This window comes from Allobranchiibius sp. CTAmp26 (assembly GCF_017565405.1).
Taxonomy (GTDB): Bacteria; Actinomycetota; Actinomycetes; order Actinomycetales; family Dermatophilaceae; genus Allobranchiibius.
In genome coordinates, this window is the sequence record NZ_JAGEKR010000022.1 from 38,805 (window position 1) to 55,415 (window position 16,611).

Below are 16,611 nucleotides of genomic sequence, written 5' to 3' on the forward strand. Positions count from 1 at the left end.
ACGACGACCGGCCGGATCCGTACCTCGACGAGGGGCGGGTCCGGCCGGTCGTGTGTCGTGCGGGGTCGATCAGAGAGGCTCGACCTGACGGACGACCTCGGCGAGCAGCGGATAGACGGCCGGGTCGTTGTTGTCCGCCATCCCGACGATCGCCACATCGGTGCCGATCTCGGCGAGCGCGCCGAGCTTGTCGACCGCCTGGGCGACGGTGATCGCCGGGCCGCCGCGCTCGCGCTCCTCACCACCGCGCTCCGAGAGCGACAGCTGGGTGATGACGGTCTTGATGATGTCATCGTAGGAACGACCGAGGCGTTCGCAGTGCGCGGCGAGCACGTCGTACTTCGCGCGCACCCCCTGCGGGCCGAGGTCGAAGATGTTGCAGGCGTCGGCGTACTGCGCCACCATCCGCAACGTCTTCTTCTCGCCACTGCCGCCCAGCATGATCGGCGGGTGCGGCCGGCTGATCGACTGCGGGACGTTGAGCGGGCGTTCCAGCTGGTAGTGCTCCCCGTCGTACGCCGCCTCGTCACCGGCCCACATCTGCAGCGCGATCTGCAGGGTCTCCTCCAGCCGCTCGAACCGTTCCTTCGTGGACGGGAACGGCACCCCAAGACCGCGGTGCTCCTCCTCGTTCCACGCGGCGCCGATGCCGAGGAGCGCCCGGCCGCCGGACAGCACGTCGAGCGTGGTGACCGTCTTCACCAGCAGCGCCGGGTGGCGGTAGGTCACGCCGGTCACGAGAGTCCCCAGGGAGATTCGCGAAGTCTGTCCGGCGAGGAACGCGAGGGCCGTGTAGCCCTCGAGCATGTCCAGCTCGGGCGGTCCGATCATCTCGATCTGGAAGAAGTGGTCCATCACCCACAGGCTGGACAGACCGGCGTCCTCGGAGTCCCGCGCGATCCGACCGAGCGTCGGAGCGATGGATTCCGGAGCACCCGGCCAGGAGAAGTACGGCACTTGCTGTCCGATTCGCATCTCCCCATCCTGCACCTCCTCGCCTGGGCGGGACACCCGCGTCGCGGACGCCACGGACAGCATCCGCCGTTGTCCGTGCCAGGGTGCGTGGCGGCGCGTATCGTGGAATTTCCGCCGTCCTGGAAGCTGCCCGATGGTCCGCACCGCCGCGCCCACGTCGTACGTCGATGGCGTACGTGCCTGCGCCGTCCTGCCGACCAGCCGCACGGACCTCGAGGTCATGAGCGACCGTGTCTGATCACGACCGGCGCGACCGGCTGCGCAGCGTGGCGGAGGCGCGTGATCGTTTCGTCAGCACCGGGGAGACCCCGGACGGTCTGCGCCCCGTGGTGCGCAGTTCGTGGCAGCGCAGCATCCGCGGCGGCCTCGATCCCGATCACTCCAGCCCGCCGGTCGATCTGCTGGACGGCGATCTGGACGCCTGGCGTGACAGCCACCCGCTCGCCGACGCCATGCCGGTCATCCGACGACTGCTCGTCGACGACGCGCGCGAGGCGGGGATGCTCGTCGCGGTGAGCGACGCGGCCGGGCGCCTCCTGTGGGTCGAGGGTCCCTCCGCGCTGCGGCGCCGCGCGGAAGGCATCCACTTCGTCGAGGGTGCGCTGTGGTCCGAGACGGCGGCGGGCACCAATGCACCCGGCACGGCGCTCGCGCTCGACCAGCCGTTGCAGATCTTCGCGGCCGAGCACCTTGCGAGGCCGGTCACCGCATGGAGCTGCTCGGCGGCGCCGATCCACGATCCGGACACCGGTGCCGTGCTCGGCGCGCTGGATCTGACCGGCGGTGACGACGTCGCGGCGCCGCACACCCTCACCATCGTCAAGGCCACCGTGGCGGCGGTCGAGAGCGAGCTGCGCCTGCACCGCCTCACCCGCGCCGACCGGCATGGCGCCGGGATGCTGCTGCGGTCCCTCGGCCGGGAGGGCGGGGCGCTCGAGGGCGCTCATGGCATCACCCGGATGTCGGAGCGGCACACCGAGCTGCTGATCCTGCTCGGTCAGGCCCGTGACGGAATCTCCGGTGATCGCCTGGCCGTCGAGTTGAGCAGCGGTGACCACGCCGCGGTCACCGTCCGTGCGGAGTTGTCGAGGCTGCGCACCGCGCTGGCGCCGCTCACCCTGACCTCGCGCCCGTACCGGCTGGACCCGCACCTGGTGACCGACGTCGAACAGGTGCAGGACCTGCTGCGCGGCCACCAGATCGCCGCGGCGCTCGACCTCTACCGCGGTCCGCTGCTGCCGACGTCCGACGCACCGGGCATCTGCCGGCTGCGCGACCAGCTGCACCGGCAGGTGCGCGACGCGCTGATCCGCACGGGAGACCCCGACCTGCTGCTGCGCTTCGCCGATACCGCCCACGGATGGGACGACGACCAGGTGTGGCGGGCGGTGCGCGACTGCCTGCACCCCGGCTCGCCCCGGCACGACGGCGTACGCGCCCACCTCGCGCGGCTGGACCGCGAGCTCGGCTGAGGTGCGGCGGGCTCGCACATCGACCGCACAGCCGCTGCAACGTTCACGCAACGTGTCTGTGACTAGCGTCACAGGCAAGCTGGCTACAGCTGAGCACACAGGACGCAGCACCTTCGAATGGAGATGTCGGATGAGCACGTACGCGCAGCCGGGGCAGGACGGCAGCCCCACGACCTACAAGAGCCGCTACGACAACTGGATCGGTGGCGAGTGGGTCGCTCCGGTCAAGGGGCAGTACTTCGAGAACCCCTCACCCGTGACCGGTAAGACCTTCTGCGAGGTCGCGCAATCCACGTCGGAGGACATCGACCTGGCACTGGACGCCGCCCACAAGGCCGCTCCGGCATGGGGCAAGACGTCGGTGGCCGAGCGCGCTGCAGTCCTGAACCGGATCGCGGACCGCATCGAGCAGAACCTGGAGATGCTCGCGGTCGGTGAGACCTGGGACAACGGCAAGCCGGTCCGCGAGACGATGGCCGCGGACCTGCCGCTGGCGGTCGACCACTTCCGCTACTTCGCCGGAGCGATCCGTGCGCAGGAGGGTCACCTGTCCCAGATCGACGAGGACACCGTGGCGTACCACTTCCACGAGCCGCTCGGCGTCGTCGGGCAGATCATCCCGTGGAACTTCCCGCTGCTGATGGCGACCTGGAAGCTGGCGCCCGCGCTGGCCGCCGGCAACGCCGTCGTCCTCAAGCCCGCCGAGCAGACCCCGGCCTCGATCATGCTGCTCATGGAGCTGATCGCCGACCTGCTCCCGCCGGGAGTCCTCAACGTCGTCAACGGTTTCGGCGTCGAAGCGGGCAAGCCGCTCGCCAGTTCCAGCCGCATCCGGAAGATCGCGTTCACCGGTGAGACCACGACCGGTCGCCTGATCGCCCAGTACGCGAGCCAGAACCTCATCCCCGCAACCCTCGAGCTCGGTGGCAAGAGCCCGAACGTGTTCTTCGACGACGTGATGAGCGCCGACGACGCGTTCCAGGACAAGGCGCTCGAGGGCTTCGCGATGTTCGCGCTGAACCAGGGCGAGGTCTGCACCTGTCCGAGCCGTGCGCTGATCCAGAACAGCATCTACGACCCGTTCCTGTCGGCCGCGACCGAGCGGACCAAGAAGATCCAGCAGGGCAACCCGCTGGACACCGACACGATGATCGGGGCGCAGGCCAGCAACGACCAGCTGGAGAAGATCCTGTCCTACATCGACATCGGCACCCAGGAGGGCGCGCGGATCATCACCGGTGGCGAGCGCGTCGACCTCGGGGGAGACCTGTCGGGCGGCTACTACGTCGCGCCGACGATCTTCGAGGGCAACAACAAGATGCGCATCTTCCAGGAGGAGATCTTCGGACCGGTCGTCTCGGTCACGAAGTTCAACGACTACGACGACGCCATCAGCATCGCCAACGACACCCTCTACGGGCTCGGGGCGGGCGTGTGGTCGCGCGACACCAACACGGCGTACCGCGCCGGTCGCGACATCCAGGCCGGCCGGGTGTGGACCAACTGCTACCACGCCTACCCGGCGCACGCGGCGTTCGGCGGTTACAAGTCCTCGGGCATCGGCCGGGAGAACCACCTGATGATGCTCGACCACTACCAGCAGACCAAGAACCTGCTGGTGTCCTACTCCCAGAACGCGCAGGGCTTCTTCTAAACCGGCCCCGCACGGAGGAGACTGCGAAGCGTCGTCCTCATCACACTTCGCGGGGACCCTGCACGGGGTCCCCGCGAAGTCGGCGAAAGGAAAACCGTGTCGATCGACGAGAGCGCACCCGAGGTGCGTGAGCAGGTGGCAGTCACACCTGCCGCGGCCCAGATGATTCGCGACCTGCGCGAACGCAACGGTCCGCTGATGTTCCACCAGTCCGGCGGCTGCTGCGACGGATCGGCACCGATGTGCTACCCCGACGGGGATCTCATCCTCGGCGAGAACGACGTGCATCTCGGTGACCTCGACGTCGGCGAGGGCGACCCGGTGGCGGTCTGGATGACCCGCGAGCAGTACCAGGCGTGGAAGCACACCCATATCACGATCGACCTGGTGAAGGGTCGGGGCGCGGGGTTCTCCCTCGAGGCGCCGACCGGGCATCGCTTCCTCATCCGGTCCCGGATGATGGATTCCCCTGCCGAGGTCCCCGCCTGCACCATCTGACGCGGGCACACAGAGACACGGCGTCGCGATCGGCCGGGTGATGGTCTGACCGCGTCGTCGCGCTTTCTGTTGCCCCTGTGGGCCGAGCAGGCGCTCCTCGTCCGATGACGGCACCCTGGCAGGCTGCGGGTATGCACGCGCACCGCACCACCCGCTGGGAGTCCTCCGACCACCGCGACTACGGGCGGCGGTTCGCCGACCTGCGCGACAGCGGCGCGGACATCACGGGCGAGGCGCGTCTCGCCGACGTGATCGCGCCGCGCCGCGCACGGATCCTGGATGCCGGTAGCGGGATGGGGCGCATCGGCGCCGCGTTGCAGGATCGCGGTCACGACGTCGTCGGCGTCGACCTGGACGCGGCACTGCTGGACCAGTCCCGGCAGACCTTCCCGCACCTGCCCGTGGTCGAGGCCCGGCTCGATGAGCTGACCCCGGAGATCCTTGCGGCACAAGGACACCCGACCGCGTACGACGTGGTCGTCTGCGTCGGCAACGTGATGATCCTGCTCGCGCCGGACACCGAGCGCGAGGTCTTGGGCCGGTTGCGCGCCCTGCTGGCACCCGGTGGTCGCCTGCTCGTCGGCTTCCACCTCGAGGCCGAGCCGGGCAGCTCCCGTCGCTACCCGGCGCCTGAGTTCGTGGCCGACGCGCGGTCTGCCGGGCTCGGTGTCGAAGCCCGGTTCGCCTCGTACGACTTGCTTCCGAGCAGCGACGAGGACGATTACGCCGTGTTCTTCCTGCGCCACCTGTGAGGGTCGCGGCCCGCGAGGAGACTCCCTCCGTCACCATGGGGGTGTGACCACCGCGGGCTCGACGCCGACGAAAGTGCCGAGCCGGCGCACGCTCTGGGTCGATGACTTCCAGCGCCGGCACCGCATCGTGGGTTTCCCGATCGCGGTCGTCTACAAGTTCTTCGACGACTCCGGCACCTATCTCGCGGCACTGATGACCTACTACGGGTTCGTCTCGCTCTTCCCGCTCTTGCTGCTGCTCAGTACGGTCCTTAGCTTCGTGCTGCGGCAGTACCCCCATCTGCAGCAGCAGATCGTGAACTCCGCGGCCGGTCAGTTCCCGATCATCGGCAACCAGTTCAAGGACCCGAAGCGGCTGAGCGGCAGCTGGGGTGGGGTGCTCGCCGGGCTGGCGATCGCGATCTACGGTGGGCTCGGCATCGGGCAGGCCGTGCAGTTCGCGATGAACGCCGCCTGGGCGGTGCCGCGCAACGAGCGGCCCGACCCCTTCTCGGGCCGGTTGCGCAGCCTGCTGCTCATCGGCTTCACCGGCCTCGTGCTCCTGGCCGCCACGGCGGTCTCCGCCATCGTCGGATTGCTGCATGGTGAGTGGGCGACCGTCATCAGCGCGGGCGTCCCGCTGGTGCTGGACACCCTGCTCTTCATCCCCATCTACCGACACGGCGCGTCGAAGAAACTGCGGATCCGGCAGGTGCTGCCCGGCGCGCTCGTCGCCGCCGTCGGGTTGACGCTGTTGCAGACCTTCGGCGTCCGCTACGTCACCCGGGTGGTCGACCACGCGAAGAACAGCGAGACCAACGTCATCTTCGCGACGGTGCTCGGCCTGCTCGCGTTCATCTACCTGGCCAGCGTGATCACCGTCTTCTGCACGGAGATCAACGTCGTGATCGACAAGAAGCTCTATCCCCGCGCGCTGCTGACGCCGTTCACCGACAACGTGGAACTGACCGGCGGTGACCGGCGTACGTACATCGCACTGGCGAAAGCGCAGCGGCACAAGGGTTTCGAGCAGATCGTCGTTACCTTCGACCAACCGCCGCCACCCGAGCCGCCGACGCCCACCCAGCCCGCCGTCGACGCGCACGACAGGCACGACAGGCACGACAGCGCGACTTTGCCCATCCCGGAGCGCTCCACCGAGGACTGACTGTGGCGCAGGTAGGTCTGAGAGCCATAGGCCGACGTGTGGCTCTCGGGCTTTTCTGTGCCGCGATCGCGCACTCAGCCGACGGCCGCGCGTAGTTTCTGCAGCAGCGGGCCGGCGGCCTCGTCCAGGAACCGCTGCTGCAGTTCGTCGCCGACCTGCACGACTGCGACGTCCGTGAAACCGGCTTCCCAGAACGGCCTGATCATCTCGACCAACTCGTCCAGATCCGGGCCGCAAGGGATGGTCTCGGAGACATCCTCAGGTCGTACGAACTTCGACGCACCGGCGAATCCGGTCGTGGTCGGCAGATCGGAGTTCACGGCCCAACCCCCCGCGAACCAGCGGAACTGTTCGTGCGCGATCCGTGCCGCCTCGTCCTTGCTCGAGGGATGCCATGAGATCGGGATCTGTCCGATCGCCCGAGCACCGGCGCCGATCGCCGACGCACCGTCGAGAGCGTTCCACGCCTGCACCAACTCGGCATCCGGTTCGGTCGCGATCAGATGGTCGGCGAGCGGGCCGAAACGGCTGATCGCCTTGGGACCGCCGGCGGCCACCGCGATCGGCACGCCACCGTCCGGCGCGTCCCAGATGCGGGCCGAGTCGACCCGGAAGTACTCCCCGTCGTACGTCACGAGATCCCCCTCGTGCAGCGCGCGGATGATCTCGACGGCTTCGGCGAGCATGTCCTGCCGCTGGTCGATCGGCGGCCACCCCTCACCTGTGACGTGCTCGTTGAGGTTCTCGCCGGAGCCGAGCCCGAGCGTGAACCGACCGTCCGCCAGGATCTGCAACGTCGCAGCCTTCTGCGCGACGACCGCCGGGTGGTACCGCTGGATCGGGCAGGTCACGTAGGTCATCAACTCGACCCGGCTGGTCGCGTGCGCGACCGCGCCGAGCACCGTCCACGCGTACGGCGCATGCCCCTGTGCCGCGAGCCAGGGCGAGTAGTGGTCGCTGCTGACCTCGAAATCGAAGCCGACCTCTTCGGCCGCCTGCGCGTATCGCACCAGCTCCTTGGGTCCGCTCTGCTCGGTCATCAGGGTGTAGCCGAAGTTGGTGGTCATGGCTCCACCCTGACATCGCAGCGGGTTCGCCCGCAGCCCCCGGCCGGGGCGCCGTACGCGAGGCGGGCGGCGCACTTCGTAGAGTGAGGAGACACCCGGCCCCGGCCGCCACCGCTCTCACAGCAAGGACAGCCATGGTCCACGTCATCCGCACCTTCGAGGTGCAGGTCAACCCGTCCGTCGCCATCGAGTACCTGAAGGACTTCGGGCACGCCGAGCAATGGGACCCGGGCACCGTCTCGTGCACCCGCATCGGGGCCGACTCCGATCCGGTACAGGTCGGTTCGCGCTGGCACAACGTCTCCAAGCTGATCGCCATCAAGACGGAGCTGGAGTACGAGTTGGTCGAGCTGGAGCCGCAGCGCGTCGTCTTCGTCGGCACCAACAAGACCGCTACGTCCAAGGACGACATCCGGGTCGAGCCGTCGACGACCGGAGCGACGATCACCTACGAAGCCACCGTCACCTTCAACGGCCTGGCGAAGCTCAGCGAGCCGGTGATGAACCTGATCTTCCTCAAACTGGCCAAGGACACGGTGCGCGACCTGACCAAGACGCTCGAGACCCTCTGATCGGGCCGGTTGTCAGCGGTTCGGTGGCGACGTCGCCACCGAACTGCTGACCATCAAGGAGAGTCGGCCGACCAGCGCTGCGCTGTGGGTCGCCAGCGAGCGATCCCTGCCAGCAGGTCGTCGGGGTCGTCCACCTGGATCAGCTGCTCCGCCACCTGGGCGCGCAGGAATCCCCCGTCGACCATCGACGCGATGAGTGCGCGCATCGGCGACCAGAAGTCCTCGACGTCGTAGAGCGCGACGGGTTTGGCATGGATGCCCAGCTGGAGCCAGGTCCAGACCTCGAAGAACTCCTCCATCGTGCCGATGCCCCCGGGGAGGGCGACGAACGCGTCGGCCAGCTGCGCCATGCGTGCCTTGCGCTCGTGCATCGTCTCGACGACCTCGAGGTGACTGAGCGCGCCGTGCGCGACCTCGGCGTCGGCCAGCGACCGCGGGATGACTCCGATGACGTCGCCGCCCGCCCGCAGCGCGGCATCCGCGACGACGCCCATCAGCCCGACATGACCGCCGCCGTAGACGATGCCGACCCGCCGCTGCGCCAGGTGGGTCGCGAGCGCGGCGGCAGCATCGGCGTACGTCGGGTCGTTGCCCGGTGAGGAACCGATGAAGATGGCGACGCGCATGCCGCAACGCTAGCCACCCGCACCGTCGAGGGGTGGTGATTGCGTCGAGGGGTGGGCTTATAGGTCCACCCCTCGATGACGTGCCTACCCCCCGACGGGAGCCTCAGGCCCGGGCGACGTCGAACGGGATGCCGGTCAGTTCCTCGCTGACCGACCACAACCGCGCAGCGAGGCCCTCGTCGCGCGCGAAGCGACTCTGCTTCGCCTCACCCACCGGACCGCGTACCTCACCCGGGCCCTTCGGCCCCGAGTAGCTCCCCGGCGCCGCGTCGGTGGCGGCGTAGAGCACCGGCCGCGCGCCACCTGCCCCACCCGGCAGCACCACTCGCATCGCGATCGGCAGCACGTGACGCACGACGGGATTGCGCCCCCAGCCCTCGGGGTCAGAGACCAGACCGGTCGAGGCGACGCCGGGGTGCGCGGCGGTCGAGGCGAGCGCGATGTCCGCCCGGTCGGCACGACGCTGCAACTCGTGCGCGAAGAGCAGGTTGGCGAGCTTGGACTGCCCGTACGCCGTGCCGGGCACGTAGGTCTGCGGCGGGTTTCCCTGCACCACAGCATCGTTGCCGCGAAAATGCGCGAGGGAGGACACCGTGGTCACGCGCGGTGCCGCGGCCTGCACGAGCCGCGGGAACAGCAGTGCGGTGAGGGCGAAGTGGCCGAGGTGGTTGGTGCCGAACTGCAGCTCGTGGCCGTCGATGGTCTCGCGGTAGTGCGGCGGCTCCATCAGCCCGGCGTTGTTGACCAGCAGGTCGACCGGATGCTCGATGCCGTCCGCGAAGGCCCGCACCGATGCCAGAGACGCCAGGTCAAGATGTGCGACTCGTACGTCGCCGTCCATCTTCTCGGCCGCCGCGCGCCCTGCGTAGAGGTCGCGCACGGCGAGCACCACCCGCGCGCCGTGTTCAGCCAGCTGGGCGGCCTCGTGCCGCCCGATCCCCGAGTTGGCACCGGTGACGATCGCCGTCCGACCGGACAGGTCGCCGATCTGGCCTGGGTTCCATGCCATCACGGCTCGCGCGTCACGTCCCGTGGACGAACCAGACGGCTTGCGCCGGTACGTCGCCGGAGTTGTGGAAGCGGTGCGGAATGTTGGAGTCGAAGGAGATCGAGTCGGTGGGGCCGAGCACGTGGGTCTCGAAGCCCAGGGTGAGCGTCAGCTCGCCACTGAGGACGTAGCCATAGTCCGTGCCGTCGTGCCGACTCATCTTGGTGCCGGTGGTCGAGGTGCCGCCGACCTCGTAGGTCACGAGCAGGAACTCCGCCGGGGTGCCCGACTCCGAGGACAGCTGCTCCCAGATCACACCCGTGTCGAGCGCCAACCGTCGCCGCGCTCCGGCATGCATCACCGGGCCGTCCGAGACGTTGTGTGGACGAGGGGCGACGTCGTCGTCGGAGGTCGCCGGTCGCGCGGCGCCCGCGCGAGCCACGTCCCGCTCACCGACGAGGTGCGGCGGCTCCTGTTGCGCAGGTGCGTCCAGGGCGACGCAGGCTGCGAAGAGTTCGTCGAACGTGACCCCCAGGGCGTTGCAGATGGCAACCAGGGTCGCCACGGACGGCTGCGACTTGCCGTTCTCCAACTGGGAGATGAACGACGCCGAGACCCCCAGGCGGCGTGCGAGTTCGCGCAACGATAGGCCCTTGGCCGTGCGGTGCGAGCGCACTCCGCTGCCGACACCATGGAACTCGCCAGGGGGTATCGCCCCGGGTGTCGGGCCGATCGAGAAGCTGCGCTCGTCGACTGCTGACTTCTCGGGCAATAGGTCTGTCACGACACTCCCCTCACTGAATACTCCAACGTATCGAACGTAGGTCACCCGCCGCCCTGACCGGACGGCGCCCTGTCCCCCGGTGACTGCTCGGTGACCGTCGACGCACGCTGTGCGACCAGTGTGCTCCTGTCGACGTCTCCGCGACCGGCGTTTGACCCGAATTCGTAGGGCACGCCGTCCCCGGCGTATCGACCCCTTACCCAGTCGGCGGCGATGGCACACCTGCGATCCATCGGCCGGCCAGTTGCGGGAAGGAGCGCGTCACCTCCGGCAGCAGGTCCGGAAGGAAGAGCATCACGTCGTCCGGGTCGGCCTCGAGCAACTGCGCCGGAGACACGATCGGGATGTCGGTGCCGGGCATCCGGCGACCGTGTTTGGCCGTGCCCCCGTCCGCGATCGCCGGAAGCAACGAGGTGTCCGCACGCGCCGCGGCGAGCAGGGCGGCGGCGCGCGATGCGGCGCCGTAGCCGAGGACCGTACGGCCCGCCGCACGCCGATCGCGCAGCTGTCGCCGCAACCAGGCGATGTGCTCATCGACGTGGTCCTGCAGGGTCGCGAGCACCGTGGGATCGGCCATCCCCGATGCCCGATCTCGCGCAGCGAGCAGCGCCACCGAGGGATGGACGCTCTGCCGGTCGGCCGCACGGGCGACGGCCAGCAGGACGGTGCCGCCGTACAGGTCGAAGTCCCACGCACGCAGGACCCGCAGGCCCGCCTGCGCGAGCAACGGCTCCAGCGACAAGAGGCTGTAATAACCGAAGTGCCCGTGCCGCAACGCATTCCACGCGCCTTGCGACACGATGCTGTCCAACGACTGGTACTGCAGGAGCAACACTCCGCCGGGTGCGAGGCGCTGCGCGCGACGTCGTACGCCGGCAGCCTGGTCCCGCTCGTGCATGATCCCGAAACTGTCGACGAGCACCTCCGCCGCACCGTCGGCGACGATGGTCGGCCCGTACGCCGCGGCGTCGCCGAGCCAGCTGCCACCGTGCGGCGAGGGGAACTCCCCGACGGTGCTCCGGCCCTGGAAGAAGCCCGCCTCGGCGACCTGGGCCAGGGCCTGCTGCGCCTGCAACACCAATGCCCGCGGTTCGAGGCCACGGGGTTCCTCGATGCTCGTCTCGTCCTCGGCCAGCTGGGCCAGGCAGCAGTCGGCGCACCACCACATCGACAACGCGAAACGCGGGTCGGGTCCGGGGTCGCTCGCCGGCGGGAAGTGATCCGCCGCAGGCTGCTCGCCGAGGTCGAGGACCGTCGTACCGCGGCTGCCACCGCAGGCCCGGCACCTGTGTTCTGTCATCGGATCTCCTTCGCCCGCAGCATGGTCGGACACGCTTAGATGAGTCCGTGCGCGTGACGTCCTTCGAGGTGACCGGCCCGCTGCTCTTCACACCGGAGCCGCACTTCGACGCGCGGGGTTTCTTCACCCGCACCTTCGACGCGCAGATCGCAGCAGATCACGGACTGCACCCTGCGTCGTTCATCCAGGACTCCCAGTCGCGTTCGGCGCGCGGCGTCATCCGGGGCATGCACGGTCGCTCGGGCGCCGGCGAGGGCAAGATGGTGCGGTGCGCGCGGGGAGCGATCCTCGATGTGCTGGTCGACATCCGGGCCGGGTCGGCGACCTTCGGACAACGCGTCGGCGCCCGCCTGGACGACGAGACCTTCGCCCATCTCTACGTCCCGCCGGGCTTCCTGCACGGTTTCCAGGTGCTCGGCGACGTGGCCGACGTGTGTTACCGGATCGACCGCGCGCACGATCCGAGCGAGGACCTGGCCGTCCGGTACGACGACCCGGACCTGGCGATCGACTGGCCGCTGCCGGTGGGCACGATGAGCGCACGCGACCTGGCGGCCGGGACGTTCGCCGAACTTCGCGCCCTCCTGGCCGTGCGCGAACAAGGTTGAGGACATGCCGGATTCACCGCAGCCGGAAGCCCGCGTCGAGCAGTCCGGCCTCCTGCTTGCGCTGCAGCACCTTGAGCCGTACGAAGTCGCCGTCGAAACCGTCCCGGGTGAGGGGCGCCGAGCGGTACGCCGCCGCGAGCTCACGCGCTCCGTCGGCGATCGACCACGACGCGTCGTAGCCGGGCAGCGCCGCGCGGATCGCGCCGAAGTCGACCCGATAGGACCGCGGGTCCGATCCGGTCTCGCCGGTGATGTCGAGCGTCGAGCCCGGCACCGCGCGCTGCGCCTCCTGCGCGATCTGTGCCACGGTGGCGTTGTTTGCCTCGGTGCCGACGTTGAACGCCTTGGCATGCACCGCATCCCGCGGTGCGGTGAGGCAACGGGAGAACGCCTCGGCGATGTCCTTCGCGTGGACGAGGGGTCGCCAGGGCGTCCCGTCGGACAGCACGAGCACGCGACCGCTCAGCACCGCGTGGCCGACCAGGTTGTTCAGCACGATGTCCGCCCGCAACCGCGGCGAGGCGCCGAAGGCGGTCGCGTTGCGCAGGAAGACCGGCTCGAACTCGGCGTCCGCGAGATCGTGCACGTCGCCCTCGACCCGCACCTTCGACTCGGCGTACGGCGTCACGGGGCGCATCGGCGAGTCCTCCTTCACGGCATCGGCGCCCGCGGCGCCGTAGACGGAGCACGTCGAGGCGTAGAGGAAGCGGCGTACGCCGGCCTCCTTGGCGGCCTTCGCCAGGCGCACCGACGCGTGGTGGTTGATGTCGTGGGTGATCTGCGGTTCGAGGGCGCCCAGCGGGTCGTTCGACAGAGCGGCCAGGTGGATGACCGCCTCGAAGCCCTCCAGGTCCGACGGCTGCACATCGCGGATGTCCTTGCGAATCGTGGGCGGATCCGTCGGCGCGGCGCCCAGCACGCTGTCCGCGAACAACCCTGTGTCGTATCCGACGACGTCGTGTCCCGCGGCCTGCAGCACCGGCACCATCACCGAGCCGAGATACCCCTGATTGCCGGTCACTAGAATTCTCAACGCGATTCGTCCTTCTCTGTCGTGGACCGACGGGCCGTCCCGCTCACCGGCCGCGTCCGATTCCGAGGGTGACCTTCGGCGCGACGAACGCCTCGGCGTACGCCGCATGGCACTGCACCCCGCGGATGCGGGCGAGGCCGAGGAACGACTCGTCGTCGAACCAGTCGTGGTGCGCCTGGCTGGGGTAGCTCTCCTGGATCACGGCGAGCTTCGCGCGCATCGTGGCTCGGTCGAGAGGCTGGTAGGCGGTCACGGCGGGGAGATCGCTCTCCCATTTGAGGATCTCGTAGTGCAGGATCAGATGGTCGCGGAAGACGGTCGGCGCGATCTCGCCGACGGCCCGGTGATCCTGGTGGGCGTCCGCGACCTGGGGCGCCAGGACGAGACCGCCGGCGCCGGCCTCTCTCGCCGCGACGATCGCGTCCTTGGCGACATCGAAGTGCGAGGGCACCCTGCCGTCGGGCAGGTCCAGCACCGTGAGGTGCAGATCGGCCTCCGGGCACATCCGGTGGAACGCGGCGCGCTCCTCGGTCTCCCGCGGCCCGCCGCCCCCCGTCAGGACCACGACGTCCACCCGTAGGTCGGGTCGGGCGGCCGCCAGGAGCAGGATCGTGCCGCCGACCCCGATCGCCAGATCGTCGCAGTGCGCGGCGAGTAGGACGAGCCGGTCGATCGGCCCGGTCGTGAGCTCGAGCATCAACTGGTCCTGGGCTGCGATGCCGGCTGACCGGGCCCGGCTCCGTTCCACAACGCCCAAGGGGCGTCGTAGGTGTCCCACGCGCGGTCGAGCTCGGCACGCTCCTTGAAGGTGTCCGCCGGCTTCCAGTAGCCCGAGTAGGGGTAGGCGAGCAGCCGCCGCTCCGCGAGCAACGCCTCGAACACGTCGCCCACCAGATCGCCGTTCTCCGGCAGGTGGTCAAAGACCGCCTGGGTGAGCACGAAGTAGCCGCCGTTCTCCCAGATCGACATGACACCGACCTGCTCCAGGTCGCGCACCCGATGCTGCTCGTCGAACTGCACCACGTGGAACGACGACTGGGGCGGGACCGCGAGCAGTGCGGCAGCGCAGTCGGACGCCTGGAACTCCTCGATCATCGCGTCGAGCGGGAGGTTGGTGAGGACGTCCGCGTAGTTGGCGAGGAACGTCTCATCGCCCTCCAGGTAGGGGCGCACCCGACGCAGCCGCTCGCCGATCGGCGAGTTCAGACCGGTGTTGACGAAGGTGATCGTCCAGTCCGCGATGTCGGTGTCGAGCAGTTGCACTTTCCCGTCGCGCAGCACGAAGTCGTTGGAGGCGGTCTCCTCGTAGTGCAGGAAGTAGTCCTTGATCTGGTCGGCGCCGTAGCCGAGGCAGAGGATGAACTCCGTGTGGCCGAAGTGCGCGTAGTAGCGCATCACGTGCCAGATGATCGGGCGCGGACCGACCAGGTGCATCGGCTTGGTGAGGACGTCGTCGGTGCTGCCGCGCATCCGCATCCCGTAACCGCCGCAGAACAGGACGACCTTCATGCCCGCGCCCCCGTCGTCCGTGCCGCGTCGCCGGACTGCTCGAGCGGCTCCGCGGGGTTCGCCGGGTCGATCACCGCCAGTTCGGGCAGGGCGAAGACGAGCCGCCCGCCCCACTGCGCGACGTGCGCCAGGGCCGAGGTCAGCTCGGCGCGCAGGTTCCACGGCAGCACGAGGACTAGGTCGGGTCGGTCGGCGTCCAGGTGCTCGGGCGGATGGATCGGGATGCGGGTGCCGGGGGTGAACCGGCCGTGCTTGTACGGATTGCGGTCGACGGTGTACGCCAGCAGGTCGGGGCGGATACCGCAGTAGTTCAGAAGGGTGTTGCCCTTGCCCGGAGCCCCGTAACCCGCGACTCGCAGTCCGTCGCGCTGCGCGTCGAGCAGGAAGCGCAGCAGATCCTGGCGGACCGCCGCCGTCCGCGGGGCGAGGGCGTCGTAGCCGGCGGGAGTGTGAAGTCCTGCTTCCTCCTCCAGGGCCAGGATCCGCGCCACCGACGCGGACGGCTCCTCGCCGACGGCCTCCGGCCTCGCCCAGATGCGCAGCGACCCGCCGTGCGTGGGGATCAGCTCCGCGTCGACCACCCGCAGGCCCCCGGTCGCGAGCGCCCGGGTCGCCGACAACAGCGTGTAGTACTGGAAGTGCTCGTGGTAGATCGTGTCGAACTGGGCATGCCGCACGAGGTTGAGCGCGTGGTGCACCTCGATCGAGACCGTCCCGTCATCGGCGACCAGGCCACGCAGCGCGCGGGTGAATCCGAGCAGGTCGGGGATGTGCGCGTAGACGTTGTTGGCGATCACCAGGTCGGCCGGACCGTGCTCGCGACGTACCTCGGCGGCGACGTGCTCGTCCAGGAAGTCGGTGCGCGTCGCGACCCCGCGATCGCGCGCGGCGGCCCCGACGTTCACCGAGGGCTCGATGCCCAGGCAGGGCACCGAACCTTGGAAGTGCTGCAACAGATACCCGTCGTTGGAAGCGACCTCGACCACGAAGGAGTCGCCCGTGAGGCCCAGGCGCTCCCGCGCCTGGCCCACGTACGAGCGCGCGTGCTCGACCCAGGAGTCGGAGTACGACGAGAAGTAGGCGTAGTCGGTGAACGTCTCGTCGGGTGTGATGAGGGCGGGAATCTGCAGCAGCAGACACGCCCCGCACAACCGCAGGTGCAACGGGTACGTCGGTTCCGGCAGGTCCAGCTGCCCGGCGGTGAGGAACGACTCGCACGGCGGTGTGGCGCCCAGATCGAGCACGCTGCGCAGCTGGGTGCTACCGCAGAGCCGGCAGGTCGCCGGCGGCGAGTCGATGAGCTGCTCCTGCATGTCGTTCCACGTCCCCCTCGGTCGATGGTGGCCTGCTGCGCGGGCGCGACAAACACCGAACGGGCGGGCCGGGCGACTGCGCGTGCGTTGGGGTCGACTCTAGGGCCGAAGGGCACCGCACACCCGCGAAACCGGTAAGTGCTAAGTGGCGCTCAACGCCATTCATAGGGTGTAAAGCGTTGGTAAAGACCTCGTAATGCCTCGGCTGTGATCTAGACAACTTACTTGCTGTCAAGTAGATGTCCGACCCAATTTTGCCGCGCCATCACTGGGAACTAAAGCTTTTATTCTCTATGAAAGTCCAAGATTCAAG

Annotated in this window: 17 protein-coding genes; 7 read left to right on the plus strand and 10 right to left on the minus strand. The window is 69.1% G+C overall.

Annotation, left to right across the window (positions count from 1 at the left end; all coding sequences use genetic code 11):
* Nucleotides 1–69: 69 nt before the first annotated feature.
* Nucleotides 70–975, minus strand: a complete 906-nt coding sequence (locus J4030_RS15845) for an LLM class F420-dependent oxidoreductase (RefSeq protein ID WP_208050203.1) — start codon at nucleotides 973–975, stop codon at nucleotides 70–72.
* Nucleotides 976–1,205: 230 nt separating this feature from the next.
* On the opposite strand from J4030_RS15845, the gene J4030_RS15850 reads away from it, so the two are divergent.
* The 5 genes from J4030_RS15850 (at nucleotide 1,206) to J4030_RS15870 (ending at nucleotide 6,498) form a co-directional block, all read left to right on the plus strand.
* Nucleotides 1,206–2,447: a GAF domain-containing protein gene (locus J4030_RS15850; protein WP_208050204.1), complete on the plus strand. Its 1,242-nt coding sequence runs from the start codon at nucleotides 1,206–1,208 to the stop codon at nucleotides 2,445–2,447.
* 130 nt (nucleotides 2,448–2,577) lie between these two features.
* The gene (gene adh, locus J4030_RS15855) at nucleotides 2,578–4,101 is read left to right on the plus strand and encodes an aldehyde dehydrogenase (protein WP_208050205.1); all 1,524 of its coding nucleotides are present in this window, start codon (nucleotides 2,578–2,580) and stop codon (nucleotides 4,099–4,101) included.
* 162 nt (nucleotides 4,102–4,263) lie between these two features.
* Nucleotides 4,264–4,599 (plus strand): DUF779 domain-containing protein, encoded by a 336-nt coding sequence (locus J4030_RS15860; RefSeq protein ID WP_208050239.1) that lies wholly within the window; start codon nucleotides 4,264–4,266, stop codon nucleotides 4,597–4,599.
* A gap of 104 nt (nucleotides 4,600–4,703) precedes the next feature.
* Nucleotides 4,704–5,351, plus strand: a complete 648-nt coding sequence (locus J4030_RS15865) for a bifunctional 2-polyprenyl-6-hydroxyphenol methylase/3-demethylubiquinol 3-O-methyltransferase UbiG (RefSeq protein ID WP_243763465.1) — start codon at nucleotides 4,704–4,706, stop codon at nucleotides 5,349–5,351.
* 43 nt (nucleotides 5,352–5,394) lie between these two features.
* Complete coding sequence (locus tag J4030_RS15870; protein WP_307864738.1) at nucleotides 5,395–6,498, plus strand: YihY/virulence factor BrkB family protein; 1,104 nt, start codon at nucleotides 5,395–5,397, stop codon at nucleotides 6,496–6,498.
* 74 nt (nucleotides 6,499–6,572) lie between these two features.
* Here the strand turns inward: J4030_RS15870 and J4030_RS15875 are convergent, their stop codons facing one another.
* Nucleotides 6,573–7,565, minus strand: coding sequence for a TIGR03557 family F420-dependent LLM class oxidoreductase (locus J4030_RS15875; protein WP_208050206.1), 993 nt, complete (start codon nucleotides 7,563–7,565; stop codon nucleotides 6,573–6,575).
* Between the two features lie 134 nt (nucleotides 7,566–7,699).
* On the opposite strand from J4030_RS15875, the gene J4030_RS15880 reads away from it, so the two are divergent.
* Entirely contained in the window at nucleotides 7,700–8,137 is a 438-nt protein-coding gene (locus J4030_RS15880) for an SRPBCC family protein (RefSeq protein WP_208050207.1), read from the plus strand.
* A gap of 53 nt (nucleotides 8,138–8,190) precedes the next feature.
* Here J4030_RS15880 and J4030_RS15885 read toward each other — a convergent pair whose 3' ends face one another.
* The 4 genes from J4030_RS15885 to J4030_RS15900 all read right to left on the minus strand — a co-directional run bounded on the left by J4030_RS15885 (nucleotide 8,191) and on the right by J4030_RS15900 (nucleotide 11,835).
* A complete protein-coding gene (locus tag J4030_RS15885; protein ID WP_243763466.1) occupies nucleotides 8,191–8,763 on the minus strand; it encodes a TIGR00730 family Rossman fold protein in 573 nt (190 codons plus the stop codon).
* 103 nt (nucleotides 8,764–8,866) lie between these two features.
* Complete coding sequence (locus J4030_RS15890; RefSeq protein ID WP_208050208.1) at nucleotides 8,867–9,772, minus strand: oxidoreductase; 906 nt, start codon at nucleotides 9,770–9,772, stop codon at nucleotides 8,867–8,869.
* A gap of 13 nt (nucleotides 9,773–9,785) precedes the next feature.
* Nucleotides 9,786–10,535, minus strand: a complete 750-nt coding sequence (locus J4030_RS15895; protein WP_208050209.1) for a helix-turn-helix domain-containing protein — start codon at nucleotides 10,533–10,535, stop codon at nucleotides 9,786–9,788.
* Nucleotides 10,536–10,731: 196 nt separating this feature from the next.
* Nucleotides 10,732–11,835 carry a class I SAM-dependent methyltransferase gene (locus tag J4030_RS15900; RefSeq protein ID WP_208050210.1) on the minus strand — a complete coding sequence of 368 codons (1,104 nt, stop codon included), beginning with the start codon at nucleotides 11,833–11,835 and terminating at the stop codon, nucleotides 10,732–10,734.
* A 47-nt stretch (nucleotides 11,836–11,882) separates the two neighbouring features.
* Here J4030_RS15900 and rfbC point away from each other — a divergent pair, with 47 nt between their 5' ends.
* Entirely contained in the window at nucleotides 11,883–12,443 is a 561-nt protein-coding gene (gene rfbC, locus J4030_RS15905; RefSeq protein WP_208050211.1) for a dTDP-4-dehydrorhamnose 3,5-epimerase, read from the plus strand.
* A gap of 13 nt (nucleotides 12,444–12,456) precedes the next feature.
* Here rfbC and J4030_RS15910 read toward each other — a convergent pair whose 3' ends face one another.
* From J4030_RS15910 to J4030_RS15925, 4 genes are read right to left on the minus strand one after another with little or no spacing between them, the layout of a single operon-like run.
* Nucleotides 12,457–13,476, minus strand: a complete 1,020-nt coding sequence (locus J4030_RS15910; RefSeq protein ID WP_208050212.1) for an NAD(P)-dependent oxidoreductase — start codon at nucleotides 13,474–13,476, stop codon at nucleotides 12,457–12,459.
* Nucleotides 13,477–13,519: 43 nt separating this feature from the next.
* Nucleotides 13,520–14,173 carry a PIG-L deacetylase family protein gene (locus J4030_RS15915; RefSeq protein WP_208050213.1) on the minus strand — a complete coding sequence of 218 codons (654 nt, stop codon included), beginning with the start codon at nucleotides 14,171–14,173 and terminating at the stop codon, nucleotides 13,520–13,522.
* On the minus strand, nucleotides 14,173–14,985 hold the full coding sequence (locus tag J4030_RS15920; RefSeq protein WP_208050214.1) for a glucose-1-phosphate cytidylyltransferase: 813 nt from the start codon (nucleotides 14,983–14,985) through the stop codon (nucleotides 14,173–14,175). The genes J4030_RS15915 and J4030_RS15920 overlap by 1 nt, the downstream gene beginning before the upstream one ends.
* Nucleotides 14,982–16,298, minus strand: a complete 1,317-nt coding sequence (locus tag J4030_RS15925; RefSeq protein ID WP_208050215.1) for a class I SAM-dependent methyltransferase — start codon at nucleotides 16,296–16,298, stop codon at nucleotides 14,982–14,984. The genes J4030_RS15920 and J4030_RS15925 overlap by 4 nt, the downstream gene beginning before the upstream one ends.
* Nucleotides 16,299–16,611 lie beyond the last annotated feature (313 nt).

Bases quoted from the DNA above. Each gene is read 5' to 3' on its own strand.
- J4030_RS15845 (WP_208050203.1), bottom strand. From the start codon at position 975: ATGCGAATCGGACAGCAAGTGCCGTACTTCTCCTGGCCGGGTGCTCCG.
- adh (WP_208050205.1), top strand. From the start codon at position 2,578: ATGAGCACGTACGCGCAGCCGGGGCAGGACGGCAGCCCCACGACCTAC.
- J4030_RS15860 (WP_208050239.1), top strand. From the start codon at position 4,264: ATGATTCGCGACCTGCGCGAACGCAACGGTCCGCTGATGTTCCACCAG.
- J4030_RS15865 (WP_243763465.1), top strand. From the start codon at position 4,704: ATGACGGCACCCTGGCAGGCTGCGGGTATGCACGCGCACCGCACCACC.
- J4030_RS15875 (WP_208050206.1), bottom strand. From the start codon at position 7,565: ATGACCACCAACTTCGGCTACACCCTGATGACCGAGCAGAGCGGACCC.
- J4030_RS15880 (WP_208050207.1), top strand. From the start codon at position 7,700: ATGGTCCACGTCATCCGCACCTTCGAGGTGCAGGTCAACCCGTCCGTC.
- J4030_RS15885 (WP_243763466.1), bottom strand. From the start codon at position 8,763: ATGCGCGTCGCCATCTTCATCGGTTCCTCACCGGGCAACGACCCGACG.
- J4030_RS15890 (WP_208050208.1), bottom strand. From the start codon at position 9,772: ATGGCATGGAACCCAGGCCAGATCGGCGACCTGTCCGGTCGGACGGCG.
- J4030_RS15900 (WP_208050210.1), bottom strand. From the start codon at position 11,835: ATGACAGAACACAGGTGCCGGGCCTGCGGTGGCAGCCGCGGTACGACG.
- J4030_RS15915 (WP_208050213.1), bottom strand. From the start codon at position 14,173: ATGCTCGAGCTCACGACCGGGCCGATCGACCGGCTCGTCCTACTCGCC.
- J4030_RS15920 (WP_208050214.1), bottom strand. From the start codon at position 14,985: ATGAAGGTCGTCCTGTTCTGCGGCGGTTACGGGATGCGGATGCGCGGC.
- J4030_RS15925 (WP_208050215.1), bottom strand. From the start codon at position 16,298: ATGCAGGAGCAGCTCATCGACTCGCCGCCGGCGACCTGCCGGCTCTGC.